Annotated in this window: 16 protein-coding genes and 2 pseudogenes; 7 read left to right on the top strand and 11 right to left on the bottom strand. The window is 43.2% G+C overall.

The annotated features are described in order from the left end of the window. Window positions 1-201: 201 nt before the first annotated feature. From HMPREF9010_RS01140 to HMPREF9010_RS01105, 9 genes and pseudogenes are all read right to left on the bottom strand, one after another. Window positions 202-2,541 (bottom strand): TonB-dependent receptor, encoded by a 2,340-nt coding sequence (locus tag HMPREF9010_RS01140; RefSeq protein WP_008651753.1) that lies wholly within the window; start codon window positions 2,539-2,541, stop codon window positions 202-204. 113 nt (window positions 2,542-2,654) lie between these two features. Further along, entirely contained in the window at window positions 2,655-2,996 is a 342-nt protein-coding gene (locus HMPREF9010_RS01135; protein ID WP_008651754.1) for a hypothetical protein, read from the bottom strand. 124 nt (window positions 2,997-3,120) lie between these two features. Then, window positions 3,121-4,437: pseudogene (locus HMPREF9010_RS26820) on the bottom strand (TonB-dependent receptor plug domain-containing protein); the annotation flags it as partial. A gap of 342 nt (window positions 4,438-4,779) precedes the next feature. Further along, a pseudogene (locus HMPREF9010_RS26825) lies at window positions 4,780-5,442 on the bottom strand (TonB-dependent receptor); the annotation flags it as partial. Between the two features lie 84 nt (window positions 5,443-5,526). Next, window positions 5,527-5,907: a hypothetical protein gene (locus HMPREF9010_RS01125; protein WP_032846677.1), complete on the bottom strand. Its 381-nt coding sequence runs from the start codon at window positions 5,905-5,907 to the stop codon at window positions 5,527-5,529. Window positions 5,908-5,953: 46 nt separating this feature from the next. Beyond that, window positions 5,954-7,552, bottom strand: a complete 1,599-nt coding sequence (locus tag HMPREF9010_RS01120) for an aspartate:alanine exchanger family transporter (RefSeq protein WP_008651761.1) — start codon at window positions 7,550-7,552, stop codon at window positions 5,954-5,956. Window positions 7,553-7,599: 47 nt separating this feature from the next. Continuing rightward, window positions 7,600-8,502 (bottom strand): cation diffusion facilitator family transporter, encoded by a 903-nt coding sequence (locus HMPREF9010_RS01115; protein WP_004300142.1) that lies wholly within the window; start codon window positions 8,500-8,502, stop codon window positions 7,600-7,602. Window positions 8,503-8,582: 80 nt separating this feature from the next. Further along, window positions 8,583-8,963 carry a thioesterase family protein gene (locus HMPREF9010_RS01110; RefSeq protein ID WP_004303823.1) on the bottom strand — a complete coding sequence of 127 codons (381 nt, stop codon included), beginning with the start codon at window positions 8,961-8,963 and terminating at the stop codon, window positions 8,583-8,585. An 18-nt stretch (window positions 8,964-8,981) separates the two neighbouring features. After that, complete coding sequence (locus tag HMPREF9010_RS01105) at window positions 8,982-9,860, bottom strand: hypothetical protein (protein ID WP_008651763.1); 879 nt, start codon at window positions 9,858-9,860, stop codon at window positions 8,982-8,984. 196 nt (window positions 9,861-10,056) lie between these two features. Between HMPREF9010_RS01105 and HMPREF9010_RS01100 the strand changes: the two genes are divergently transcribed. The 7 genes from HMPREF9010_RS01100 to HMPREF9010_RS01070 are packed head-to-tail and all read left to right on the top strand — an operon-like array spanning window position 10,057 to window position 19,884. Next, window positions 10,057-10,947: a calycin-like domain-containing protein gene (locus HMPREF9010_RS01100; RefSeq protein WP_008651766.1), complete on the top strand. Its 891-nt coding sequence runs from the start codon at window positions 10,057-10,059 to the stop codon at window positions 10,945-10,947. Window positions 10,948-10,961: 14 nt separating this feature from the next. Beyond that, window positions 10,962-11,645 (top strand): HmuY family protein, encoded by a 684-nt coding sequence (locus HMPREF9010_RS01095; RefSeq protein WP_008651768.1) that lies wholly within the window; start codon window positions 10,962-10,964, stop codon window positions 11,643-11,645. Continuing rightward, on the top strand, window positions 11,642-13,789 hold the full coding sequence (locus tag HMPREF9010_RS01090) for a TonB-dependent receptor (protein WP_004308060.1): 2,148 nt from the start codon (window positions 11,642-11,644) through the stop codon (window positions 13,787-13,789). The genes HMPREF9010_RS01095 and HMPREF9010_RS01090 overlap by 4 nt, the downstream gene beginning before the upstream one ends. Window positions 13,790-13,827: 38 nt before the next feature. Further along, the gene (locus tag HMPREF9010_RS01085) at window positions 13,828-18,222 is read left to right on the top strand and encodes a cobaltochelatase subunit CobN (RefSeq protein ID WP_008651769.1); all 4,395 of its coding nucleotides are present in this window, start codon (window positions 13,828-13,830) and stop codon (window positions 18,220-18,222) included. A 6-nt stretch (window positions 18,223-18,228) separates the two neighbouring features. Beyond that, window positions 18,229-18,942 (top strand): hypothetical protein, encoded by a 714-nt coding sequence (locus HMPREF9010_RS01080; protein ID WP_004300149.1) that lies wholly within the window; start codon window positions 18,229-18,231, stop codon window positions 18,940-18,942. Between the two features lie 8 nt (window positions 18,943-18,950). Beyond that, window positions 18,951-19,559, top strand: a complete 609-nt coding sequence (locus tag HMPREF9010_RS01075; RefSeq protein WP_004300150.1) for a MotA/TolQ/ExbB proton channel family protein — start codon at window positions 18,951-18,953, stop codon at window positions 19,557-19,559. Further along, window positions 19,546-19,884 (top strand): DUF2149 domain-containing protein, encoded by a 339-nt coding sequence (locus HMPREF9010_RS01070; RefSeq protein ID WP_004300151.1) that lies wholly within the window; start codon window positions 19,546-19,548, stop codon window positions 19,882-19,884. The genes HMPREF9010_RS01075 and HMPREF9010_RS01070 overlap by 14 nt, the downstream gene beginning before the upstream one ends. Window positions 19,885-20,466: 582 nt before the next feature. Here HMPREF9010_RS01070 and HMPREF9010_RS01065 read toward each other — a convergent pair. After that, window positions 20,467-21,135, bottom strand: coding sequence for a bifunctional 4-hydroxy-2-oxoglutarate aldolase/2-dehydro-3-deoxy-phosphogluconate aldolase (locus tag HMPREF9010_RS01065; protein ID WP_008651773.1), 669 nt, complete (start codon window positions 21,133-21,135; stop codon window positions 20,467-20,469). Between the two features lie 54 nt (window positions 21,136-21,189). Next, the gene (locus HMPREF9010_RS01060; RefSeq protein ID WP_004300154.1) at window positions 21,190-22,215 is read right to left on the bottom strand and encodes a sugar kinase; all 1,026 of its coding nucleotides are present in this window, start codon (window positions 22,213-22,215) and stop codon (window positions 21,190-21,192) included. Window positions 22,216-22,400 lie beyond the last annotated feature (185 nt).

A 22,400-nucleotide genomic window follows, 5' to 3' on the forward strand; every position in this document is an offset into this window, starting at 1 on the left:
CGCCCGATCAATCAATGATTAACAAGGAGAAAAGAACAGGTCTCTATACGACATATTAGTTTCAGCCGCTTGAAACTTTTAGTTTCAAGGCTTGGAACAAAGTGTTTCCCGGTGTGAAACAAATCGTTTCACCATTTGAAACAAAGTGTTTCAACGCAGGAAACAAAAAGTACCGTGCCGGGAAACTATTTTTATGACCGATTAATAACTAATCTTCACCCCGGCAAAGAAACTTCTCGGCAAAGAAGGACCGTAAATATAACCGGAATCCCGGTTAGCTCCTCTGTCAAAGTCCTTCTGATAAGACTCAAAAATATTCTGAACTCCGCCGTTTAATTGCAAATCAACCGTTTTGTATAACTTGAAGTCATAAGCCAGTTTCACTCCCAAATCAAAAAAACGAGGTGTTCTGATTGCTTCCGCTTTTCTTTCAGGCATTTCACCCAGTTCGGCATTCTCGGCGGTGATATCCATACGTTGCACCAACATCCTGCCGGTATAGGTTCCTGACAAAGCAATAGATAAAGGTTTGATGGGGGTACAAGTAGCAGTGAAATAACCGTATGTATCGGGAGTACGGAAAATCTTCTTTTCTGCCGGTGCATCGTCATGCCACTTATGCGGTTCATCGTACCGGCTACGTTGTAAAGTTAATCCCGCTTGTATTTGCAGGATAGAAAGATAAGCCACTTTACCTTCCAGTGTCAATCCCATCACTTTAGCACCGGAGCCATTGCTACGTGTTTTCACTAATATACCATCACCACGGTCGTAAGGTTTGCCCAATACAAAAACATCGGTCAGTCTTGTATAAAAACCCTCAATCAACAAATTCGTCTGGAATGCTCCGAAACGATGATACATATCTGCAGAAACACTGAAACTTTGGGATTTCTCTTCTTTCAAATCCTTTGCACGCTCGATCATAGCCACCGTTCCGCCCACATTTTCAATATGCATATCCTCATCAAAAGCCTGCGGAGCACGAAATCCGGAAGAATAGCTTAAACGCAGGTTAATATTCTGGGTAGGATTAAAACGCAAGTTGGCACGGGGACTAAAGATCACATTATCCACCATATTATGCTTATCCAGACGACCACCAATCAGAATCCCCCAACGGTCGTTCTTCCATTCGTTCTGCAGAAAAGCACTGTAAATATTCACCGTCTGATCCGTGTGACGGTTATATCCCCACATGTTATCTTTTAGGCGGTCACGGTTATATTCAAGCCCTGCCGTGAGATCAGAAGGCATAAAAAAGCACTTGTCAAACGTATGTACGTATTGTGCACCACCCATAGCGGTTAAATCCGTTGTCTTTCCATAGGCTTTCAGAGGATCGTTACCCGGTCCGTAATAACTGTCCCGGTCTGTATTGGCAGCCGATGCAAAAACACTTAGACGGTTCTTTTCATCCGGAGAGAAATAATCGAATTTCAAACTTCCACCATCAATAGAATGTTGCAACTGCTCCGCAATATGCGCTTCGTGAGGAGGACGGTTCAACATATCCCCTCCACGACGGAATTCCTGCATGTGGTGATATTCAAAGGTCAGTTTGGAATAAGTACTTGTTTTCAGATAAGAGCGGAAACCCACTGTCTGATTCTTCAATTTGGGCAGTTCGGTAAATCCGTCTCCGTCATAATCATATCCCGACCGATAACGGTTCTGACCAAAGATATACAATCCGGCACGATGATCGTCCGTCACCAATGAAGCATTCAGCGAGGTGTTGTTATCGAATGAGGAGCTTCCTCCTAAAGAAGTTATGGTGTGCGACAGCTGACCCGAATTACGTAAAGGCTCTTTGGTGATTATATTAATCGTTCCTGCAATAGCTGAAGAACCGAACAAGGCGGAGCCTCCCCCACGCATCACTTCTACACGTTCAATCATACTGGCAGGAATCTGTTCCAGTCCATACACTCCGGAAAGGGCGCTGAATACGGGACGCGAATCTATCAGAATTTGTGTATATGGTCCGTCCAGACCATTGATGCGGACTTGCTGGAAGCCACAATTCTGGCAATTTGTCTCCACACGCACTCCAGGCTGGAAGTTCAGTCCTTGTGATAAAGTGGAAGAGTTGGTGGTTTCAAAAAGTTTCAGGTCGACAACATTCACCAAAGTAGGAGCCATACGACGTGTCGTTTCACTCCGGTTGGCGGAAACTACTACTCCGTCGAGAGCAATCGCATCCTCTTCTATTTCAAAATCTTCTTCCAGTGTCTTTCCTTTTTTCAGAGTTACGTTGCGGGTCACTGTCTTGTAACCTACTGAACTAACTTCCAGTATAAAATTTCCTTCCGGCAAATTCTTCAAAAAATAATGCCCGGTAGCATCGGTCACGGTTCCTATGGTCGTTCCTTTCAGTGCGATAGTGATGTACGGAAGATGTTCTTTCGTTTTTTTATCCAGTACATGACCTATTATATTCGCATCGGATTTCTTCAGTTCAGGGTAGTCCGGACGTTCAGCCAATGCGTATGACAAGACACAGCACAGGCCGACCAGGACTAAAAGATATTTCTTCATTGTCGTTAGTCTTTTAATGTTTTAATTCGAAAAATAATAATAAAGGGAAAGGGAAGCAGCGATCGTTAATCGTTGATCCTAATACATTAATACTGTTCCCCCAAAAAGATAGACTAAGCGATAGGAGGTGCTCTAAGAGATATTACGCCCGAACAAGAACGGTAAAATTGCTCAATTTGCGGGCGGACAAACAGGATGCATAATAGAGATAAAGCAGCAACAGAGAATGTTGGTATCAAACCGCTGTCGGTTACCAACACATGGCTCAAGAGATGAATTAGTTGGAATTCAACCGTCGTATGGCTATGTTCGCTGCCTTTTTTAAATGGATGTGAATGGACAATTGTAACTCCGTTGACCACATGGGAGTGAGTAAACAAAGTGATTCCTGCCATGTACGAGATAAACAGTACAGGCAGAAACCACTTCATTATATGTAGGTACAATTGTTTCATTCGGTCATCTTGCACATTTATTCTGTGCACCTAAGTCAGGGTTTAGTTTGTTTTTTGCAAAGATAAGGATTGTCTCCATGCAAAACAATCCCTATTTATAACGATTTTAAATCTTAACCGAATTTTAATAACTTATCTTCACTCCAGCAAAGAAACTTCTCGGCAATGACGGACCATAGATATAACCGGAGTCACGGTCAGCCCCTTTGTCGAAGTCGTTCTGGTAGGCATTGAAAATATTCTGTACACCGGCATTTACCTGCAAGTTCATCGACTTGTAAAGTTTGAAATCATAGGCAGCCTTCAAACCGATATCGAAGAAGTCCTTCGTATTCACCGTTATCGGTTTTTCAAGGAATCCCGGAACTGGTTCGTGGGGAACCAGCATCGAACCGGTATATGTACCGGAAAGAGCGATAGATAATGGTTTTATCGGGGTATAGGTTGCTGTAAAATAACCGTAAGTATTCGGTGTACGCATCATTTTCTTTACAGCCGGAGCTTCTTTGTTCCATACATGCGGTTCGCTATAATGGCTCTGTTGCAGGGTGACTCCTGCCTGAACCTGGAATTTAGTCAGATACGCCATCTTTCCTTCCAATGTCAGTCCCATCACACGGGCTCCCGGTGCATTGTAGCGTGTACGTGTCAGGATTCCATCCACTACCTCTCCGTCGGTAAGGGCAAATACATCTGATAACTTTGTATAAAATCCTTCTACCAAAAAGTTAACCTGAAACGCACCAAAACGATGATAAATATCTGCCGAAGCACTCAAGCTCTGTGATCTTTCTTCTTTCAGATTATCGGCCAATTCAACCATCGCCACATTACCGCCTACATTCTCCACATGCAAATCCTCGTCGAAAGCCTGCGGAGCACGGAAACCGGATGAGTAGCTGAAACGAAGATTGATATTTTCCGTCGGATTATAACGCAGATTGGCACGCGGACTGAATATCACATGGTCAATCAGGTTATGTTTATCCAAACGACCGCCAATCAGAAATCCCCAATGCTCATTCTTCCATTCATTCTGAAAGAAAGCACTACCGATATTCACTTTTTGGTCTACTGTACGGTGGTATCCCCACATATTGTCTTCCAGTTTATCCTGATTGAATTCTATTCCGGCAGTCAGGTCAGCAGGCATGAAAATACATTTTCCGAAACTATAGACATATTGCGATCCTGCCATCCAGTTTAAGTCGGTAGTGTTTCCGTAAGCATTCGGATCTTGGCCGCCACCATAATAGCTGTCACGATTGATATGCTGCGCTGATGCAAACACATTGAAACGATGTTTCTCGTTAGGTGAGAAATAATCAAATTTCAGTCCTCCACCATTGATCGAGTGTTCGGTCTGTTCCGCTACATTCGCTTCGTGAGGTGGACGGTTCAACAAGTCTCCTCCCCTACGGAATTCTTCCATGTGGTGATATTCAAAAGTTAGTTTCGAATATGTCGTTGTTTTCAGGAATGAACGGAAACCGATGGTTTGGCCGTGTATCTTGGGAATTTCAGAATATCCGTCACCATCATGGTCATACGCGGAACGATGGCGATTCTGACCGAAGATATACAAACCGGCACGCTGGTCGTCCGTCACAAGTGATGCATTCAGCGCCGTACTGTTATCAAAAGCATCGCCATCACCAATACCTGTAATGGTATGCGATAACATACCGGAATTGCGCATCGGTTCTTTGGTAATGATATTGATTGTTCCGGCAATAACAGACGAGCCGAACAAAGCAGATCCGCCTCCACGCATCACTTCCACACGTTCTATCATGCTGGCAGGAATCTGCTCGATGCCATACACACCGGAAAGTGCACTAAAAATAGGACGGGAATCGAGCAGGATTTGCGTATAAGGGCCATCCAGTCCATTGATACGCACTTGCTGGAAGCCGCAATTCTGACAATTAGACTCTACACGGACACCCGGCTGAAAGCTCAATCCTTGTGCCAAAGTCGTAGAATTGGTATTCTCAAAGATTTTCAGATCCACCACATTCACCAGTGTCGGAGCCAGGCGACGGGTAGTCTCGTTACGATTGGCAGATACTACTACGCCATCCAAGGCAACTGCATCTTCTTCTATCTCGAAATCTTCTTCCAATGTGCGCCCTTTCTTCAGCGTCACATTCCGTCTGACGGTTTTATACCCCACCGAACTAACTTCGAGCACAAAATTGCCTTCGGGAAGATTCTTCAAGAAATAATGCCCGGTAGCATCGGTTACCGTTCCGATGGTAGTACCTTTCAAGGCGACTGTTATATAGGGCAAGTGTTCTTTGGTGTTTTTATCAAGAATATGGCCAACGATATTGGCATCTGACTTACGTAATTCAGGATGATTAGGATATTCATGAGCTTGTCCTTCAAGGGCAGGCAACAATGTGCAGCACAGGCAGACAAGCGAAAAGATGTATTTCTTCATTTTTCGTTTGTTATTCGTTTTCGATAAGTATTCACATGGATAGACAGATAATGCCCTACCTCATGCAAGGTACGGTATCATCATTCAAAGAATGGAGAAACGAATAACCGGAGGTGCTCTAAGTCCCACTACCCCATGATACGGACAGTGATAGTGAGCATACGGCGAACGGCCGAGCAACAAATACAATAAGAAAGGAATAAAAAGGGAAAGAGCAAAAACTACGGCTGCACCGTCTGCCGTTAAATGAGACAGAAAATGAATCAGTAGCAGTTCTACTGTAGAGTGTTTATGTGCCGCCCCTTTCTTAAATGGGTGTGAATGGACGATTGTCACGCCATTGACCACATGCACGTGGGCAAAGAATGTGAAGCTTACCAGATACGACACAAACAGTATCGGTAAGAAGTAGCGTGTAATATTCAATAACAATCGTTTCACCTCATTTTTTCTTTGAGGCGGCAAAGATACGAACTATTTATTTAACAATCAATGATTATACAATATTCTGTTAATATACTGCCGAAGCTATGATTTGAATAAACAGAATCAGAAATACCATGGCAATCGGATAAACAGTTGCGTAAGCTACGCTCGGTATGTTACTGTCCACCATTGAATCGGCAGCTGCAAGTCCCGGAGTACTCGTCATACCTCCCGTTATCGTTCCCAGCAAATCGAGCAGACTGATTTTAAATACCAGACGTCCGATAATAGCTGCTACAAGCATCGGTACCAATGTGATGGCAGCTCCTACTCCGAACATCAGCAATCCGCTTTCCTGGAAAGTGGCTACCAGATTCTTACCGGCAGAAGTTCCCACTTCGGCAAGAAAAAGAAGCAGACCTAACTGGCGCAACAACTGATTGGCAGGTCCGGACATAGACCAGATGATGGGGCCTGTCTTACCAATCGCACTCAACACAAGGGCTACCATCAATACTCCGCCGGTCAGTCCCGGAGAGAATGACAGACTATCAGAGAAAGATATATTTATTTTGCCGAACAGCACTCCCAGTACAATACCCATCGCAATGGGGAAGAAATCCGTATCAGACAGTTTCTTCGCATTGTTACCCAGCAGGCGGGCTACTCCTTTAAGTCCTTCTTTCTCACCGACAACCATCAATTTATCACCAAACTTCAAAGCGAGATCTGGAGATGGAGACAAATCAATACCGCTTCGACGGACACGAGTCACTGTACAACCAAAATTTTTCTGTAAGTTCAAATCACCCAGTTGTTTATTTATCATGTCCTTTTTGGTCAACAGTAAAGATTCTATTTCCTGCGTTTTATCCAAAGGCAGTTCGCCTTCTTCTCTCTTACCGATTAACACAGCAAGCTGATTCAATGATTCTTCGCTACCTACGGCTTGTATGTAGTCTCCTTCACGCAGCACTGTATGGGCTGTAGGAATAGATATTTCATCATTGTGCTTCAGACGGGAAATAACAGCGCCCGTCATACCGCGTGCATTAATTTGCATCAGGTTACGGTTGAACACATGCGAATTGGTGACACGGTAGATACAAGTAGTCAGTTCTGGAAATTGTCCGCGACGTTCTATCTCCAGGCGACGGGCTTCTTTATCCAAATCTACCCGCATAATTTTAGGTAACAGTTTGACAAACAGAATCACGCCGATTACTCCAAACGGATATGCGATACCGTAAGCAATGGATGCCAAAGGAGAATTGGTACTGTCAATAGCAACCGCCAGACCCGGCGTACTGGTCAACGCACCGGCAATCAGACCGACAATACTCGGTGTATCAATATCAAATGCGTACTTCAACCCGACTGCGGTCAGGCAGGCGGAACAAATTATAAGCATAGTAATGAGAATAAGCGTCTTTCCTTTACTGCGGAAAGAATCGAAGAATCCGGGCCCTGCCTGAATACCGATGGTAAAAATGAAGAGCACCAAACCGAAGTTTCCTAATTCTTTAGGAATGATAACACCAAAATGCCCGAAAAGAAGGGCAATGAAAATAACTGCCGACACATCGAGAGATAATCCTCTGATTTTTATTCTTCCCAGCATAAACCCTAATGCGACAATCAGGAAAAGGGAAAAATAAGAGGAATGCAATAAGTCAGTAAACATAAAAATAAAGGTTAGTTAGTTTAAGGGCGCGAAGGTACGGATTTTATTTAATCCTCACAACATTCGTTGCTGCAAGTAGCTCTTTCGTCTTCAAACTCCAAAGTGGCATGATGAATGCCTGCCTCTTCGAGTGCTTCCTTTATATGATGTTTCACTTCCTCCAACTGTGTGATATTATCAATGACAACGTGGGCAGTCAGAGCGGTTTCCGTTGTGCTTAACGCCCAAATATGCAAGTGATGGCAATTCTCCACACCGGGTTGTTCCACGATAAGTTGCTGTATCTTTTGAGCGTCTATCCCCACTGGTACTCCATCCAAAGACAACCGGAGACTGTCATGAAGCAATCCCCAGGTAGAGACAATAATAATAACAGCAATGCCAAGTCCGATAATCGGGTCAATGATGCTCCATCCTGTATACGTAATAATAATACCGGAAGCAACTACACCGACAGATACCAGTGTATCTGCTGCCATGTGCAAGTAGGCCCCCTTCACATTCAGATCCTTATCTTTATCTTTCATGAAAAGCCATGCAGTAAGCGCATTGATGACCACTCCCACCCCAGCTGTCCATGCGATAGCGGAACCATCAACCGAAACCGGATGAAATAATTTGTCTATGCTCTCGGCAATAATAATGCCAACAGCAATCAACAGTATAACTGCATTTAATAAAGAAACAAGTATCGTACTCTTCTTATATCCATACGTGTAACGACTATTAGGGTGAACTTTCTCCAACCGGAAGGCCAACATGGCAAGTACCAGACTGGCTACATCACCCAAATTATGCCCGGCATCGGAAAGTAACCCCAAAGAATTATAATAAAACCCTACTCCGAATTCTACTATGACAAAAGTTATATTCAGAGCAATGCCTATGATAAAAGCTTTATTGAGCGATGTCAACCGATGACTATGTTCGTGGTGATGATGAGGTTCCATATTATATATTGTTATTATATCTAATATACAAAAAACATCTTACCCGGAGATTAGTTCATCCTTTTCCACTTTTGGCAGTATTAACGACTGGTTAGTTTTTCCATAAACTTATTCCGGTCTACCACATAACGTATATGTGTTCCTTCACCAATTTTACCCTGTGAATCAGAGGCTACTACGGAAAATGTTAACTTTCGTCCCTCTACCTCAAGAAGTGTGGCTGTTACAAGAACCGTGTCTCCCAATGCAGTGGGTTTAAGATGTGTAGTCTGAATCATTGCTCCTACCGTTGTATTGCCTTCCGGCAGTTGATCTTCAACAGCAGACAAAGCTGCATTTTCCATGAATGCTACCATAGCGGGAGTAGCAAGAACAGGGAGATCACCCGATCCCATTGCCACTGCCAGATTTTCCGGTTTGACCACTACTTCCTTTATAAATTGCAATCCTTTTTCTAACATAATTTCTGATTCTATATTTTAGTTATGACTATTCTTCTTTTTAGCAGACTGGTAGAACAGAAATGCCAACAGAGCTAAAAAAGCCAAAAGTATCGTAATCATCTCTGTTGTATATGCCATTGGTTCTACCCATATTTCATGAAAGATATTCCAGCGTCCCAATACTTCTACAAAAGTCCAGAACACTACTACCGTAGCAATAGAAAAGCGCATGGCATATCCCCATTGAGTGATTTTCAACAGGCGTTTAAACATAAAAAATGAACCTACCAGACAGCCGAAAGCAACTATAGCAGTAACAGGGCTATGCTCGCCGACAAAATTCTCATCATAACAGAAGAGTAGCACGAGATAGCTCGTCCACATGATGAGATTTAACTCCATAAAAGTAACAATCGAGGTATGACGTGTCATCGGCCGTACTACAATGGTGGTACTCTTACGGAAAAAGACTTTTTGAAGATAGGTAAAGAAGTCGCATCCGCTTTTTATACTGAAAATGTAAATCAGCATAAACATCATCCAAAAGCCGAAGGAGGAAGGCATGATTAAATATTCCGGTTTTGTCACGACTTCACCGGCAGCGTTCAGCAATGGTTGTACTTCATAACGATGTGCATAATATACGTAGATAAACTCTACCCATCCGGTCCAGAAGAGTAGTCCTCCGAATAATCCCCATAATGTCTGTCGTGTATCTCCTTTTGCAAACACTCCAATAATCACCATCACCAGACCTACTGCTCCCATCGTGAAAGCCGCATAGTGAAGAGCTGTGGATGAGAGCACATGCTCCATAAAAATCATTAATGCATGCCCCAACGGCATAGTAAACAATACAATCAGGAAAGAAGTAATCCCTGTCAATACACTTTTTCTACTGTAGCCGCCTTTCATTTTCTTCTCATTTTAATTTTTTAATCATCAATTTAGTAAAAGACTGCAAAAATAACGAGTTAATCCACTCCTCCCAATACCTACATATAATTAAAGCCTCTCATTTTTTCATTTTTTTTAGGTATTTCCCCCGTATATATATCCCCGTAACTTTGCAGCTGGAAATTTAATTAATCATTATCTATCAAAATTAAGTATGAAAATCTTAAACTTTTGGATGGTTGCCCTTATGGCACTATCTCTTTCTTCTACTTTCGTTTCTTGTAGCGACAACGACGACGATGAACCTAACCTTGCCAAAGAAATAGCAGGAGCTTATAAAGGTTATTCAGTCGGCGCATGCAATATGTTCTCTGATTATTTGTTGGGTGATGAATCCACAGCAACAATCACTGCCAACGAAGATGGTACCATCAATTTGGTATATAAATCCGGATCTGGAGATTTCACTCTGAATAATTTAAAACTTTCTTCTAATAAGTCTTTCAGCGGTTCCGGTGAAGTTGCCATGTCTATGGGCGGCAGCACAGGCGGTAGCTACGACTACACATTAGAAGGTAGTGTAGATGGTTCTAAAGTGTTAAGTTTGAAAGCCAATGTTGATATTCCTGTACCTATGGGAAAAATGGAGATTGATTTCATACAAGGAGAAACTCCTGTTGGTTATTATATAAAAGACACTTATAAATACCAAACTAATTTGAGCCTTAAGGTACAAGGAGGAGAAGTTGGCTCTACTACAGATTGCCAAGTAAAGATTGAAAACCCAACAGGTAGTACCGTAAATGTTACAATCAGCGGGTTTAATAATGCAGGAGGTTCAATGAGTAACTTTGAAAAATTCACTGTTACCGGAGTCAATGTTACTAAAGCAAACAATGGTAGTTACTCGCTCAGTCTGGGTGCCTTTGAAGCAGATACCCAAAAAACTACAGGTGAAGCTCTTGCTATTAACGGCACAAGTCTGAACGGTACAATTAATGCAGACGGAACAGCCACTGTTAGTATCGTTTTCTCACCGGGAAGTATGCCAATGCCAATTACAGCAGAATTTACGGGAAGTAATACTCAAAGTAGCGCACAATAAACGATTAAATAGCAATGAAAAGAAGCAGGAACGCTATTTTCAAATATACTATAGTACTGGGAGCGGCAATGTCGCTCTCTGCTTGTAATGGAATATTTGAAAATATTTATGATGCCCCCATCGAAACGGAGATGGAAATCAAGGAGAATAGCTTTTCACAAGTCAAGACTGTTGAATATACAGAATGGGCCTACATTAACCTTTCGGAACGTACGGTTACCACCGTTAAAATCGGAGAGGAATATGAGAGTCAAATTCCTGATAAGTGGGATTTCGCTATTCATCGTTATGATATAAAAACCAACGAGGGTGCTACCTACAAAACAACTTACACAAGTATCGACGAGTTTAAAGCAACAGGTAAACTGCCTAAAGCGGAAGATTTTGTAGAAGATGAATGGACAACCGATAAAATAGCTATTGACATGTCGGGCATGATGGACGGAAACATTATCTACACAGAGTCTTACCGTAATACTGTTCTTTCCAGCTGGCTGGACGTTAATACCGCAACGATGCCTCCGGTATACACCATGTCAAACCAAGTTTTTTTGATACGTTTGAAAGACAATACATACGCCGCGATCCGTTTTACCAACTACATGAATGCCAGAGGTATAAAAGGATATATTGACTTCGATTTCCAGTATCCGCTTGAGTTCGAGGACAACAACAATGAAACCAATCAACAAGAATGAAACCTACATTTATAATCTCATTATTGCTTTTTTCATTTATAGCAACTTGCACCACATTAGCACAACACTCAACTTATCACATCAGCGGACGTGTAACTGATACAGAAGGGGAACCTCTCCCCGGTGCAACGATTTCCATCAAAGGTAAAGGAACCGGAGCCGTCACATCCGTCGACGGCACATATACATTACAACTCCCCGGAACCGGTACATACCTCATCACCGCCTCGTATGTAGGCTATCAGCCACAAGAAAAAAGACTGACTGTAGGGAAAGAGAAAAGACTAAGTTTCCGCTTATCGGAAGATCAGTTTGACCTGGGAACAGTGGTTGTCACAGGTACACGTACTCCCAAATTACTGAAAGATGCTCCTATCATCACTCGTGTAATCACAGCAGACGATATAAAGAAGGTAGATGCAACCAACGTAGGACAATTATTACAATCGGAACTGCCGGGCATTGAATTTTCCTATTCAATGGATCAGCAGGTTTCTATCAATATGCAGGGATTCGGAGGAAACTCTGTACTCTTCCTGGTAGATGGCGAACGTCTGGCAGGGGAAACTTTAAACAACGTCGACTACAACCGATTGAACCTCGATAACGTGGAACGGGTAGAAATTGTAAAAGGGGCTGCCTCTACTCTCTATGGTTCCAGTGCAGTAGGTGGCGTAATCAACATCATCACCCGTGATTCCGAGGACCCATGGAATTTAAATGTAAACAGCCGCTTCGGTGAACATAACGACCAACGATATGGCGGAACTTTCAGTTTCAAAGCCGGTAAATTCAACAGCCAGACGAATGTGCAACATACAATGTCCGATTCTTACGACGTACCGGAAGGAGATGTGACAACCATCTTCGGAAACCGCACATGGAATGTGAAAGAACGTCTTGTTTACAGACCGATTGAACAGTTGAAACTGACTGCACGCGGAGGTTATTATTTCCGCGAACGGGATAAGACCGGAGACAGCAAAGACCGTTATCGTGATTTCAGCGGAGGTCTGAAAGCCAACTATGATTTCAACATCATGAGTAATCTGGAAGTTGCCTATACATTCGACCAATATGATAAAAGTGATTATCTGACCTCATACAAATACGATGTCCGCGATTACAGCAATGTGCAACATAGCGTACGCGCACTCTACAATTACACCTTCAACGATAAAAACATTCTGACCGTAGGAGGAGATTATATGCGTGACTATCTATTGTCTTATCAATTTACCAACAATGGAAGTTATACCATGCACTCGGCAGATGCATTCGGACAGTTCGACTGGAACCCGACCGAACATTTCAACGTAATCAGCGGGGTACGTTTCGACTATTTCTCACAATCTAACGTACGTCATATATCTCCGCACATCGGACTGATGTACAAAATAGCCAACTGCTCCCTCCGTGGCTCATACTCACAGGGATTCCGCTCTCCTACCCTCAAAGAAATGTATATGAACTTCGACATGGCAAATGCCATGATGATTTATGGTAATCCCGACCTGAAATCGGAGACGAGCCACAACTTCTCGCTCTCGGCGGAATATACCAAGAACCGTTACAATTTTACCGTTTCAGGATATTACAACCTTGTCAATGACCGGATCGACCTGACTTCATTCCGCGACACTGACGGAAGATGGGCACAGCTATATATCAATACAGAGAAAGTAGACATCGCCGGTGTGGATATCAACGCCTCCGCCAAATATCCTTGTGGTCTGGGAATACGTGTTTCTTACGGATACCTCCACGAGTTTATGCGCGACGGACAAATGAAATTCTCCAGTACCCGCCCACATTCAGCGACCGCACGTATCGAATACGGCAAATCATGGGATAATTATCAATTCAATCTTTCCCTGAACGGACGTGCGTTATCCAAAGTAGAAACCAATAAATATGTGGGCAATAATCCGGATGAAGGGACTACCGGAGTGACTTATCCGGGATATACGATGTGGAACCTGACGTTGACACAAGGGATCTGGAAAGGAGTCAGCCTGAATATGGCCGTCAACAACATATTTAATTATGTTCCAAGCTATTATGACGCAAACTCTCCTTATACCCGGGGAACCAATTTCTCCATCGGACTTGCATTAGACGTAGACAGGTTCTTCAGAAAATAGAAAAGATAAAACTACATACAAAGCTAAAAATAAGAGAAATGAAAAAGAAAAGTAAAATCATCTTAGGTGTATGCATCGTTGCTGCAGCTCTGATAGGGATGTCCGTATGGAATACCTGGTTCAGTCCTACAAAGATTGCTTTCATCAACTTCCAGACCATACAGCAGGGAAGTATATCGAAAGCCAACGACAATTCATCCATCAAACTCAGTGAAGTATCGCTCGGCAACCTCGACCGTCTGACCGGTTACGACATGGTATTCATCAACGGAATGGGTCTGCGTATCGTCGAGGAACAACGTCAACAGATACAACAGGCTGCCGACAAAGGTATTCCTGTATATACTTCCATGGCTACCAACCCGGCCAACAACATTTGTAATCTGGACAGCGTACAACAGAATCTGATACGAGGTTATCTGACCAACGGAGGAAAGACCAACTACCGGAATATGCTGAATTATATCCGTAAAGCTATTGACGGTAAAATCTCTTCCATACCGGAAGTGGAAGACCCGGCAGAAAGACCCAGCGACATGCTCTATCACGCCGGACTCACCAACCCGGATGATGAACTGGAGTTCCTCACCGTGGCAGATTATGAGAAATTCATGAAGGACAACCGTCTTTATAAAGAAGGAGCACGTAAAATCATGATAACCGGACAAATGGCTGATGCCACCAGACTTATTGAGGCTCTTGAAAAAGAAGGTTACAATGTTTATCCGGTTCAGTCAATGACGAAATTCATGTCATTTATTGACGAAGTGCAGCCAGACGCAATCATCAACATGGCACACGGACGCATGGGAGACAAAATGGTGGATTATCTGAAAGCTAAGAATATCCTCTTGTTTGCTCCGCTCACCATCAACAGCCTGGTAGACGAATGGGAGAAAGATCCGATGGGAATGGCAGGAGGATTTATGTCACAAAGTATCGTGACTCCGGAAATCGACGGTGCCGTCCGTCCTTTCGCTCTCTTTGCACAATATGAGGATGAAGAAGGATTGCGCCATTCGTATGCAGTACCCGAACGCTTGAAGACTTTCGTATCCACAATCAATAATTATTTGAATCTGAATACTAAGCCGAACAGCGAGAAGAAGGTAGCTATCTACTATTATAAAGGTCCGGGGCAAAATGCATTGACCGCTGCCGGTATGGAGGTGGTTCCTTCCCTATACAATCTTCTGGTCCGCATGAAACAGGAAGGATACAACATATCCGGTCTGCCTGCAAATGCTGAAGAACTGGGTAAAATGATACAGGCTCAAGGCGCTGTGTTCAACTCTTACGCAGAGGGAGCCTTTAATGACTTTATGCAAAAAGGACATCCCGAACTTATCACCAAAGATCAATATGAAAGTTGGGTGAAAGAGTCACTCCGCCCTGAAAAATATCAGGAAGTGGTGGATGCTTTCGGCGAATTCCCCGGCAACTATATGGCGACTAACGACGGTAAATTGGGTATTGCCCGTCTGCAATTCGGGAATGTAGTCTTAATGCCACAAAATGCTGCCGGAAGCGGGGACAACTCCTTCCAAGTGATTCATGGCACTAATATGGCTCCTCCTCATACTTATATTGCTTCCTATCTATGGATGCAACATGGTTTCAAGGCTGACGCACTGATCCATTTCGGTACACATGGAAGTCTTGAATTTACTCCCAGAAAACAAGTGGCATTGTGCAGCAACGACTGGCCGGATCGCCTGGTTGGAGCAGTTCCGCACTTCTATATCTACTCTATTGGTAATGTTGGTGAAGGAATGATGGCTAAACGCCGTTCGTATGCCACCATACAGTCGTACCTCACTCCTCCTTTCCTTGAAAGCAGTGTGCGTGGTATTTATCGGGAGCTGATGGAAAAAATCAAGATTTACAATAACTCTCACAAAGAGAATAAAGATCAGGAATCATTAGCTGTCAAAACGCTGACTGTGAAAATGGGAATTCACCGTGATTTAGGTTTGGACAGCATTGCCAACAAACCATATACGGAAGATGAAATCGCCCGTGTAGAAAACTTCGCAGAAGAACTGGCTACCGAGAAAATCACCGGACAACTCTACACAATGGGAGTTCCTTATGAAGCGGAACGGATCACTTCTTCCGTCTATGCAATGGCTACAGAACCTATCGCATACAGTCTGCTGGCTCTTGACAAGCAACGTGGTAAAGCGACAGATGCCGTTAGCAAGCACCGCAGCCTCTTTACACAACAGTACTTGACTCCTGCTCGCCATCTGGTAGAAAAGTTGCTCGCTAATCCTGCACTGGCCACAGATGAACTGATTTGTCGTACAGCCGGTATCACCGCACAGGAACTAGCCAAGGCTCGTCAAATAGAGGCAGACCGCAATGCTCCGAAAGGTATGATGGCAATGATGATGGCTGCATCGGCAAAGAGTGAACAATCCGACAAAAAGAAAGCAGGTAAAGGACATCCGGCATCTGTCTCCAAAGAGGGTTCTCCTCATGGTCAAATACCCGAAAGCATGAAAGAGGCCATGAAGAAAATGGGCGCCAACATGGATCCTGAAAAAGCAATGGAAACGGCTAAGTCTATGGGAGCAAGTCCGGAAGCATTGAAGAAAATGGAAGCCGGAATGAAAGCTAATAAAGAAAAAGCTGCCGGATCTTCTGACAAACAGGGAAACAGTGGAAAGCAAGAAAAGCCTCAAGGTATGGCTGCCATGATGGCCGCTATGGGAAAAGCTCCGAAAGAATACAGTAAAGAAGAAATCGAACTGACACTTGCCATCGCTGAAGTAGAGCGTACAATCAAGAATGTAGGCAACTACAAGAACGCACTTCTGACAAGTCCCGAAGAAGAGTTAAGCAGTCTGATGAATGCATTGAAAGGTGGATACACCGCTCCTACTCCCGGAGGTGATCCGATTGCTAATCCGAATGCTTTACCAACCGGACGTAATATGTATGCTATCAATGCCGAAGCAACTCCTACAGAATCCGCTTGGGAAAAAGGTATCGCTTTAGCCAAACAAACGATTGATACTTACAAGCAACGTCACAATGATTCAATCCCACGTAAAGTGAGTTATACTCTCTGGTCTTCCGAATTTATAGAAACCGGTGGGGCTACTATTGCTCAAGTACTGTATATGCTGGGAGTAGAACCTGTTCGTGACGCATTCGGTCGTGTCAGCGATTTGAAACTGATTCCTTCAGCCGAACTGGGACGTCCACGTATCGACGTAGTGGTCCAGACTTCCGGACAACTCCGTGATATCGCCGCTTCCCGCCTCTTCCTGATTAACCGTGCAGTAGAAATGGCTGCGGCAGCGAAAGACGACAAGTTTGAAAATCAGGTAGCCGCCAGTGTGGTAGAAGCTGAAAGAGTGTTGACCGAAAAAGGTGTCAGTCCGAAAAATGCCCGCGAAATGGCTTCTTTCCGAGTATTCGGAGGTGCTAATGGCATGTATGGTACAGGAATTCAGGGAATGGTGGAATCCGGCGACCGTTGGGAAAGTGAATCGGAAATCGCAGATACTTACCTCAACAATATGGGAGCCTTCTACGGTGACGAAAAACACTGGGAAGTCTTTCAGAAATTTGCCTTTGAAGCAGCATTGAACAGTACTGATGTTGTCGTTCAGCCCCGCCAAAGCAACACTTGGGGAGCATTGAGCCTCGACCACGTATATGAATTCATGGGAGGTATGAATCTTGCCGTACGCAATGTTACCGGTAAAGACCCGGACGCTTATCTTAGCGACTACCGGAACCGCAACAACATGAAAATGCAGGAACTTAAAGAAGCAGTCGGTGTAGAAAGCCGTACAACGATTCTGAATCCTACCTATATCAAAGAGAAAATGAAAGGCGGTGCTTCTGCAGCAAGCGAAGTTGCCCAGACTGTAACCAATACGTATGGCTGGAACGTGATGAAACCTGCCGCTATCGACAAGGAACTTTGGGATAATATATATGATGTATATGTCAAAGACGAATACAAACTGAATGTAAAAGACTTCTTTGAAAAACAGAATCCCGCAGCTTTACAGGAAGTGACTGCCGTTATGATGGAAACTGCCCGCAAAGGATATTGGAAAGCTTCTCCGGAACAACTCTCCAATATTGCCAAACTGCATACAGACCTTGTCAGACAATTCGGTCCTTCGGGCAGCGGATTTACCGGAGACAATGCCAAATTACAGCAGTTCATCGCCTCTCAAGTAGATGCGCAAACCGCAGCCAACTACAACAAGGAACTGAAACAAATGAAACAAGCCACCCTGGACGGAGAAGCGACCAAAGGAGGCATGGTATTGAAGAAACAATCGAGCGATGCCGTACAAGGGGCACAGGAAGAGCAAAATTCTTTGAATGGAGGCCTTATCACAGGTATTGTTCTGGTAGCATTTGTTGTCATGTTGCTAATACTTAAAAAGAAACGGAAAAAGTAATGTAATATGGAGTTAATCATTCACATATTAATGCTGTTTATCGTGATAAACTGCAGTTTCAAACTCAGTTTCTGGAAACTTTGGCAAACCGTAATATACAGCCTGATAGCCGGTCTTTTTGTAGCCGGCACCTGGCAGTATGCTATTCTCCAGTCAAAGACACAGATTGCTGATTATCTGCAGAACACGGAAGCATTGCAAAACATGGCTATTATCATAACGCTTGAGTCAGCACTCTGCTTCGGCTATTGCGTGGCTTTCCTGCGCGGACTTTATGGTAAGAAGAATTTATGGTGGGCGGAATTACTTCGCTGGTATCCCAGCTTGTTGCTCTTCCCCGTATTATTCTACTATCTCACAGAAGCTATCTTCCGGTTACCTGGCGTAGACTTTTCAGTGACAGCCTGGTCACTTGCAGGGATAGTGGTTATCGCCATCCCATTATTAAGCCGGCTGATGAAGTATCTTGTACCCGAAGACGATCTCCGGTTGGAAGTTCATTTCCTTGTCAGCTTATTCATCTGTATCCTCGGACTACTGACCACTGTCAATGGGAAAACGACCTATGCTGCCACCGAGGAGGCACTCAACTGGAAAGCGATTATCTTGTCCATCGGTCTGTTCGTTGTCCTGTTTCTCATTGGATTTGCCTGGAACAAGCTGAAATGGCCTTTATTACAACGTAAAGAATTAAAAAAAAGAAGTAAAATCAATCAATAAAATATTATATGGAACTCATCTCTAAACTTTTATTCTGGGTAGCGAACAGTTTACTTATACCCGATATCATTATTTTGCTGTGCCTGTTCGTTCGTTCACTTATTTTGATCGGAGGCACCTACAACATGTACATGACCAAACGTAAAAATGACAAAGCACTGGACCAACTCATTAAAGATGCACGGATAGACGATCTGAAAGCAGCTTTACCCGACAAAGACAATTCACTATATATGGGTTATCTCCGCGATCTGCTCTACCATCCGGCCAGTGCAGATTACTCTGACTTCCTGATAACAAAATTCGAGAATGAAGCAGAGAAAGATGTGTCTCTTTCTAAAATGCTGGCTAAGATAGGTCCGGTTCTCGGATTGATAGGAACATTGATTTCCATGAGTCCGGCACTTGTGGGACTTTCTACAGGAGATATCTCCGGAATGGCATATAATATGCAGGTAGTATTTGCAACGACTGTTGTAGGTTTGGTTATTAGTGCTGTGGGACTGATATCCATGCAGTTCAAACAACGTTGGTATGCCAAAGATGTCAACAACCTCGATTATGTATCAAGAGTATTAAACGAAACAACCGGAGAGTCCAATAATGAAAAGAAATAGAAGAGTCAGCAAATTCCTCAAAGAAGAGGATACCGACCCGCTAAGTGTAGTAGTAAACTTGTTCGACGTAGCGATGGTATTTGCCGTGGCATTGATGGTAGCAATGGTGATGCACATGAATATGACGGAAGTTTTCGGACAGGAAGATTTCACCATCGTGAAGAATCCTGGTAAAGAAAATATGGAAATCATCTCCAAGGAAGGAAAGAAAATCAACACTTACAAGCCTTCCGGTCAGAAAGAGGAGGATTCAGGGAAAAGAGGAAGAAAAGTAGGGATAGCCTACGAACTGGATAACGGTGAGATTATTTATGTTCCGGAATAACCATTAAAAGTATATTTCCTACCAATAATCAATAGTATCGGGCAGGACAATCCTATTCAGGCATTGTCTGCCCTTTATTTCTTTCATTTTACATTGATAACTATCAGAACAAAACATGGTTTCTTCTTTATCAAAACCCGACAAAAGACACACACATTATCGCAGAAATCTACTAATCATCTGCCTGTTATTAGGTATCGTTCTCATTACTTTCTGCTTTTTGCTTTGCCAGCACGACAGTCAGGATATGGACTGCGATTGCTTAAGATGCCTGTTAAGTGCTCCTCCCCAGGAGGGAGAGTATCTCTACAACCGTTATCTGCTCCTCATCAGTGTTCTCTGCTTCTTGTTAATATTCCTGCCCATTTATGTATTCGAACATCGACAACATATAAAAAGGAAATAAAAAACAAGCCACCGAAATGAGTCACTCATTCCGATGGCCTATCCCCTTTAAACACCTTTAAACAAAATGAAAATATGCCTCATATACTAACTAAACTAACTAACCCTCGAGGCATATTTTAAAAGAGACTGTCGCATCAACCTCTTTTTATTGTAGATAGCTTTCGCTCTCTAATCTTATTTACGAGCTTCAGCAATATAGCCGAGAGCTTCTTCACATTTTGCAGTGACATAAGCCCAGTCTTCTGCTGCTACCTTATCTTTCGGGAACAGTTTAGAGCCCATACCTACGCAGAATACACCGGCTTTAATCCATGCAGTCAGGTTTTCTTTAGTAGGTTCTACTCCACCTGTTACCATCAGCTTAGACCATGGCATCGGAGCCATCAAACCTTTCACGAAGTTAGTTCCGTAAACATCACCCGGGAATACTTTGCAAAGATCGCAACCTACTTCCTGCGCAAAACCAACTTCTGACACAGAACCGCATCCCGGAGTATAAGCTACCGAGCGACGGTTACATACCTTAGCAATTTCAGGGTTGAACAACGGACCTACCACGAAGTTAGCACCCAGTTGCAGGTACATAGCAGCAGTAGCCGGATCAACGATAGAACCGATACCGATTGCCATTTCAGGGCATTCTTTTGCTGCGAATTTAGCGATTTCAGTAAATACTTCCTGTGCAAAGTCACCACGGTTTGTGAATTCGAAAGCACGAACACCACCGTCATAACAAGCCTTTACTACTTTCTTTGCAACTTCTGCATCTTTGTGATAGAATACAGGAACCATTCCTGTAGAGCCGATCTTATTCAATACGGCTATTTTATCGAATTTTGCCATCTTATTATTTACTATTTAAATGAATTGATTTTCTTTACTTTTCAACTCTCCAAATTATCTCTGTACGCGACCGCTTGCGTCACCACCAGCCAATGCTTCTACTTCTTCTACAGAAACAAGGTTGAAGTCACCATTGATAGTATGTTTCAATGCAGATGCAGCAACAGCGAATTCAAGAGCAGCACCCTGATTAGGTTTAGTCATCAAACCATGGATAATACCGCCGGAGAAAGAGTCACCACCACCTACACGGTCGATAATCGGATCGATATCATAACGCTTTGAAGTATAGAATTCTTCTCCGTTGTAGATCATCGCTTTCCAACCGTTGTGAGTAGCAGAGAAAGATTCGCGCAAAGTAGAAACTACATATTTGAATCCGAATTCTTTCATCATCTGCTGGAAGATACCTTTGTAACCTTCAGCATCTGTGTGACCAGCCTCAACGTCAGCATCCGGCTTGAAGCCCAAACAAAGTTCTGCATCTTCTTCGTTACCGATACATACGTCTACAAACTGCATCAACGGTTTCATGATAGACTGTGCTTTTTCTTTAGTCCACAGTTTCTTACGGAAGTTCAAGTCAACAGAAACAGTTACACCGTGACGTTTTGCAGCTTCACAAGCCAGACGAGTCAACTCGGCAGCCTTGTCAGAGATAGCCGGAGTGATACCAGACCAGTGGAACCAGTCAGCACCTTCCATGATTGCATCAAAATCGAAATCAGCAGCGTCAGCTTCAGCAATAGCAGAGTGAGCACGGTCATAAATAACCTTGCTAGGACGCATAGAAGCACCAGTTTCCAAGTAGTAGATACCTACACGGTCGCCACCACGAGCAATAAAGTCTGTCTTAACACCATATTTACGCAATGCGTTAACAGCAGACTGTCCAATTTCATGTTTCGGCAATTTAGTTACGAAATAGGCCTCATGTCCGTAGTTGGCACAGCTTACTGCAACGTTAGCTTCTCCACCACCATATACTACATCAAAAGAATCAGATTGAACAAAACGAGTATTACCCGGAGTTGATAATCTAAGCATGATTTCGCCTAATGTAACGACTTTCTTTCCCATAATCTTATGTTTCAATTTCTAAGTTATTAATATTATGAACTTTCAATTTATCATTTCAGCCCTATTTTAGGGGTTAACACACTGATAATACGACTATTAATCTATAAAAAGACTAACATCACATACCTTTCGTGTGCGGGCACAAAGATACAACAATTTTCGTAATTACAAAAATTGTTATATAT

Origin of the sequence: Bacteroides sp. 3_1_23, assembly GCF_000162555.1 — a bacterium.
In the GTDB taxonomy this organism is placed as follows: domain Bacteria; phylum Bacteroidota; class Bacteroidia; order Bacteroidales; family Bacteroidaceae; genus Bacteroides; species Bacteroides ovatus.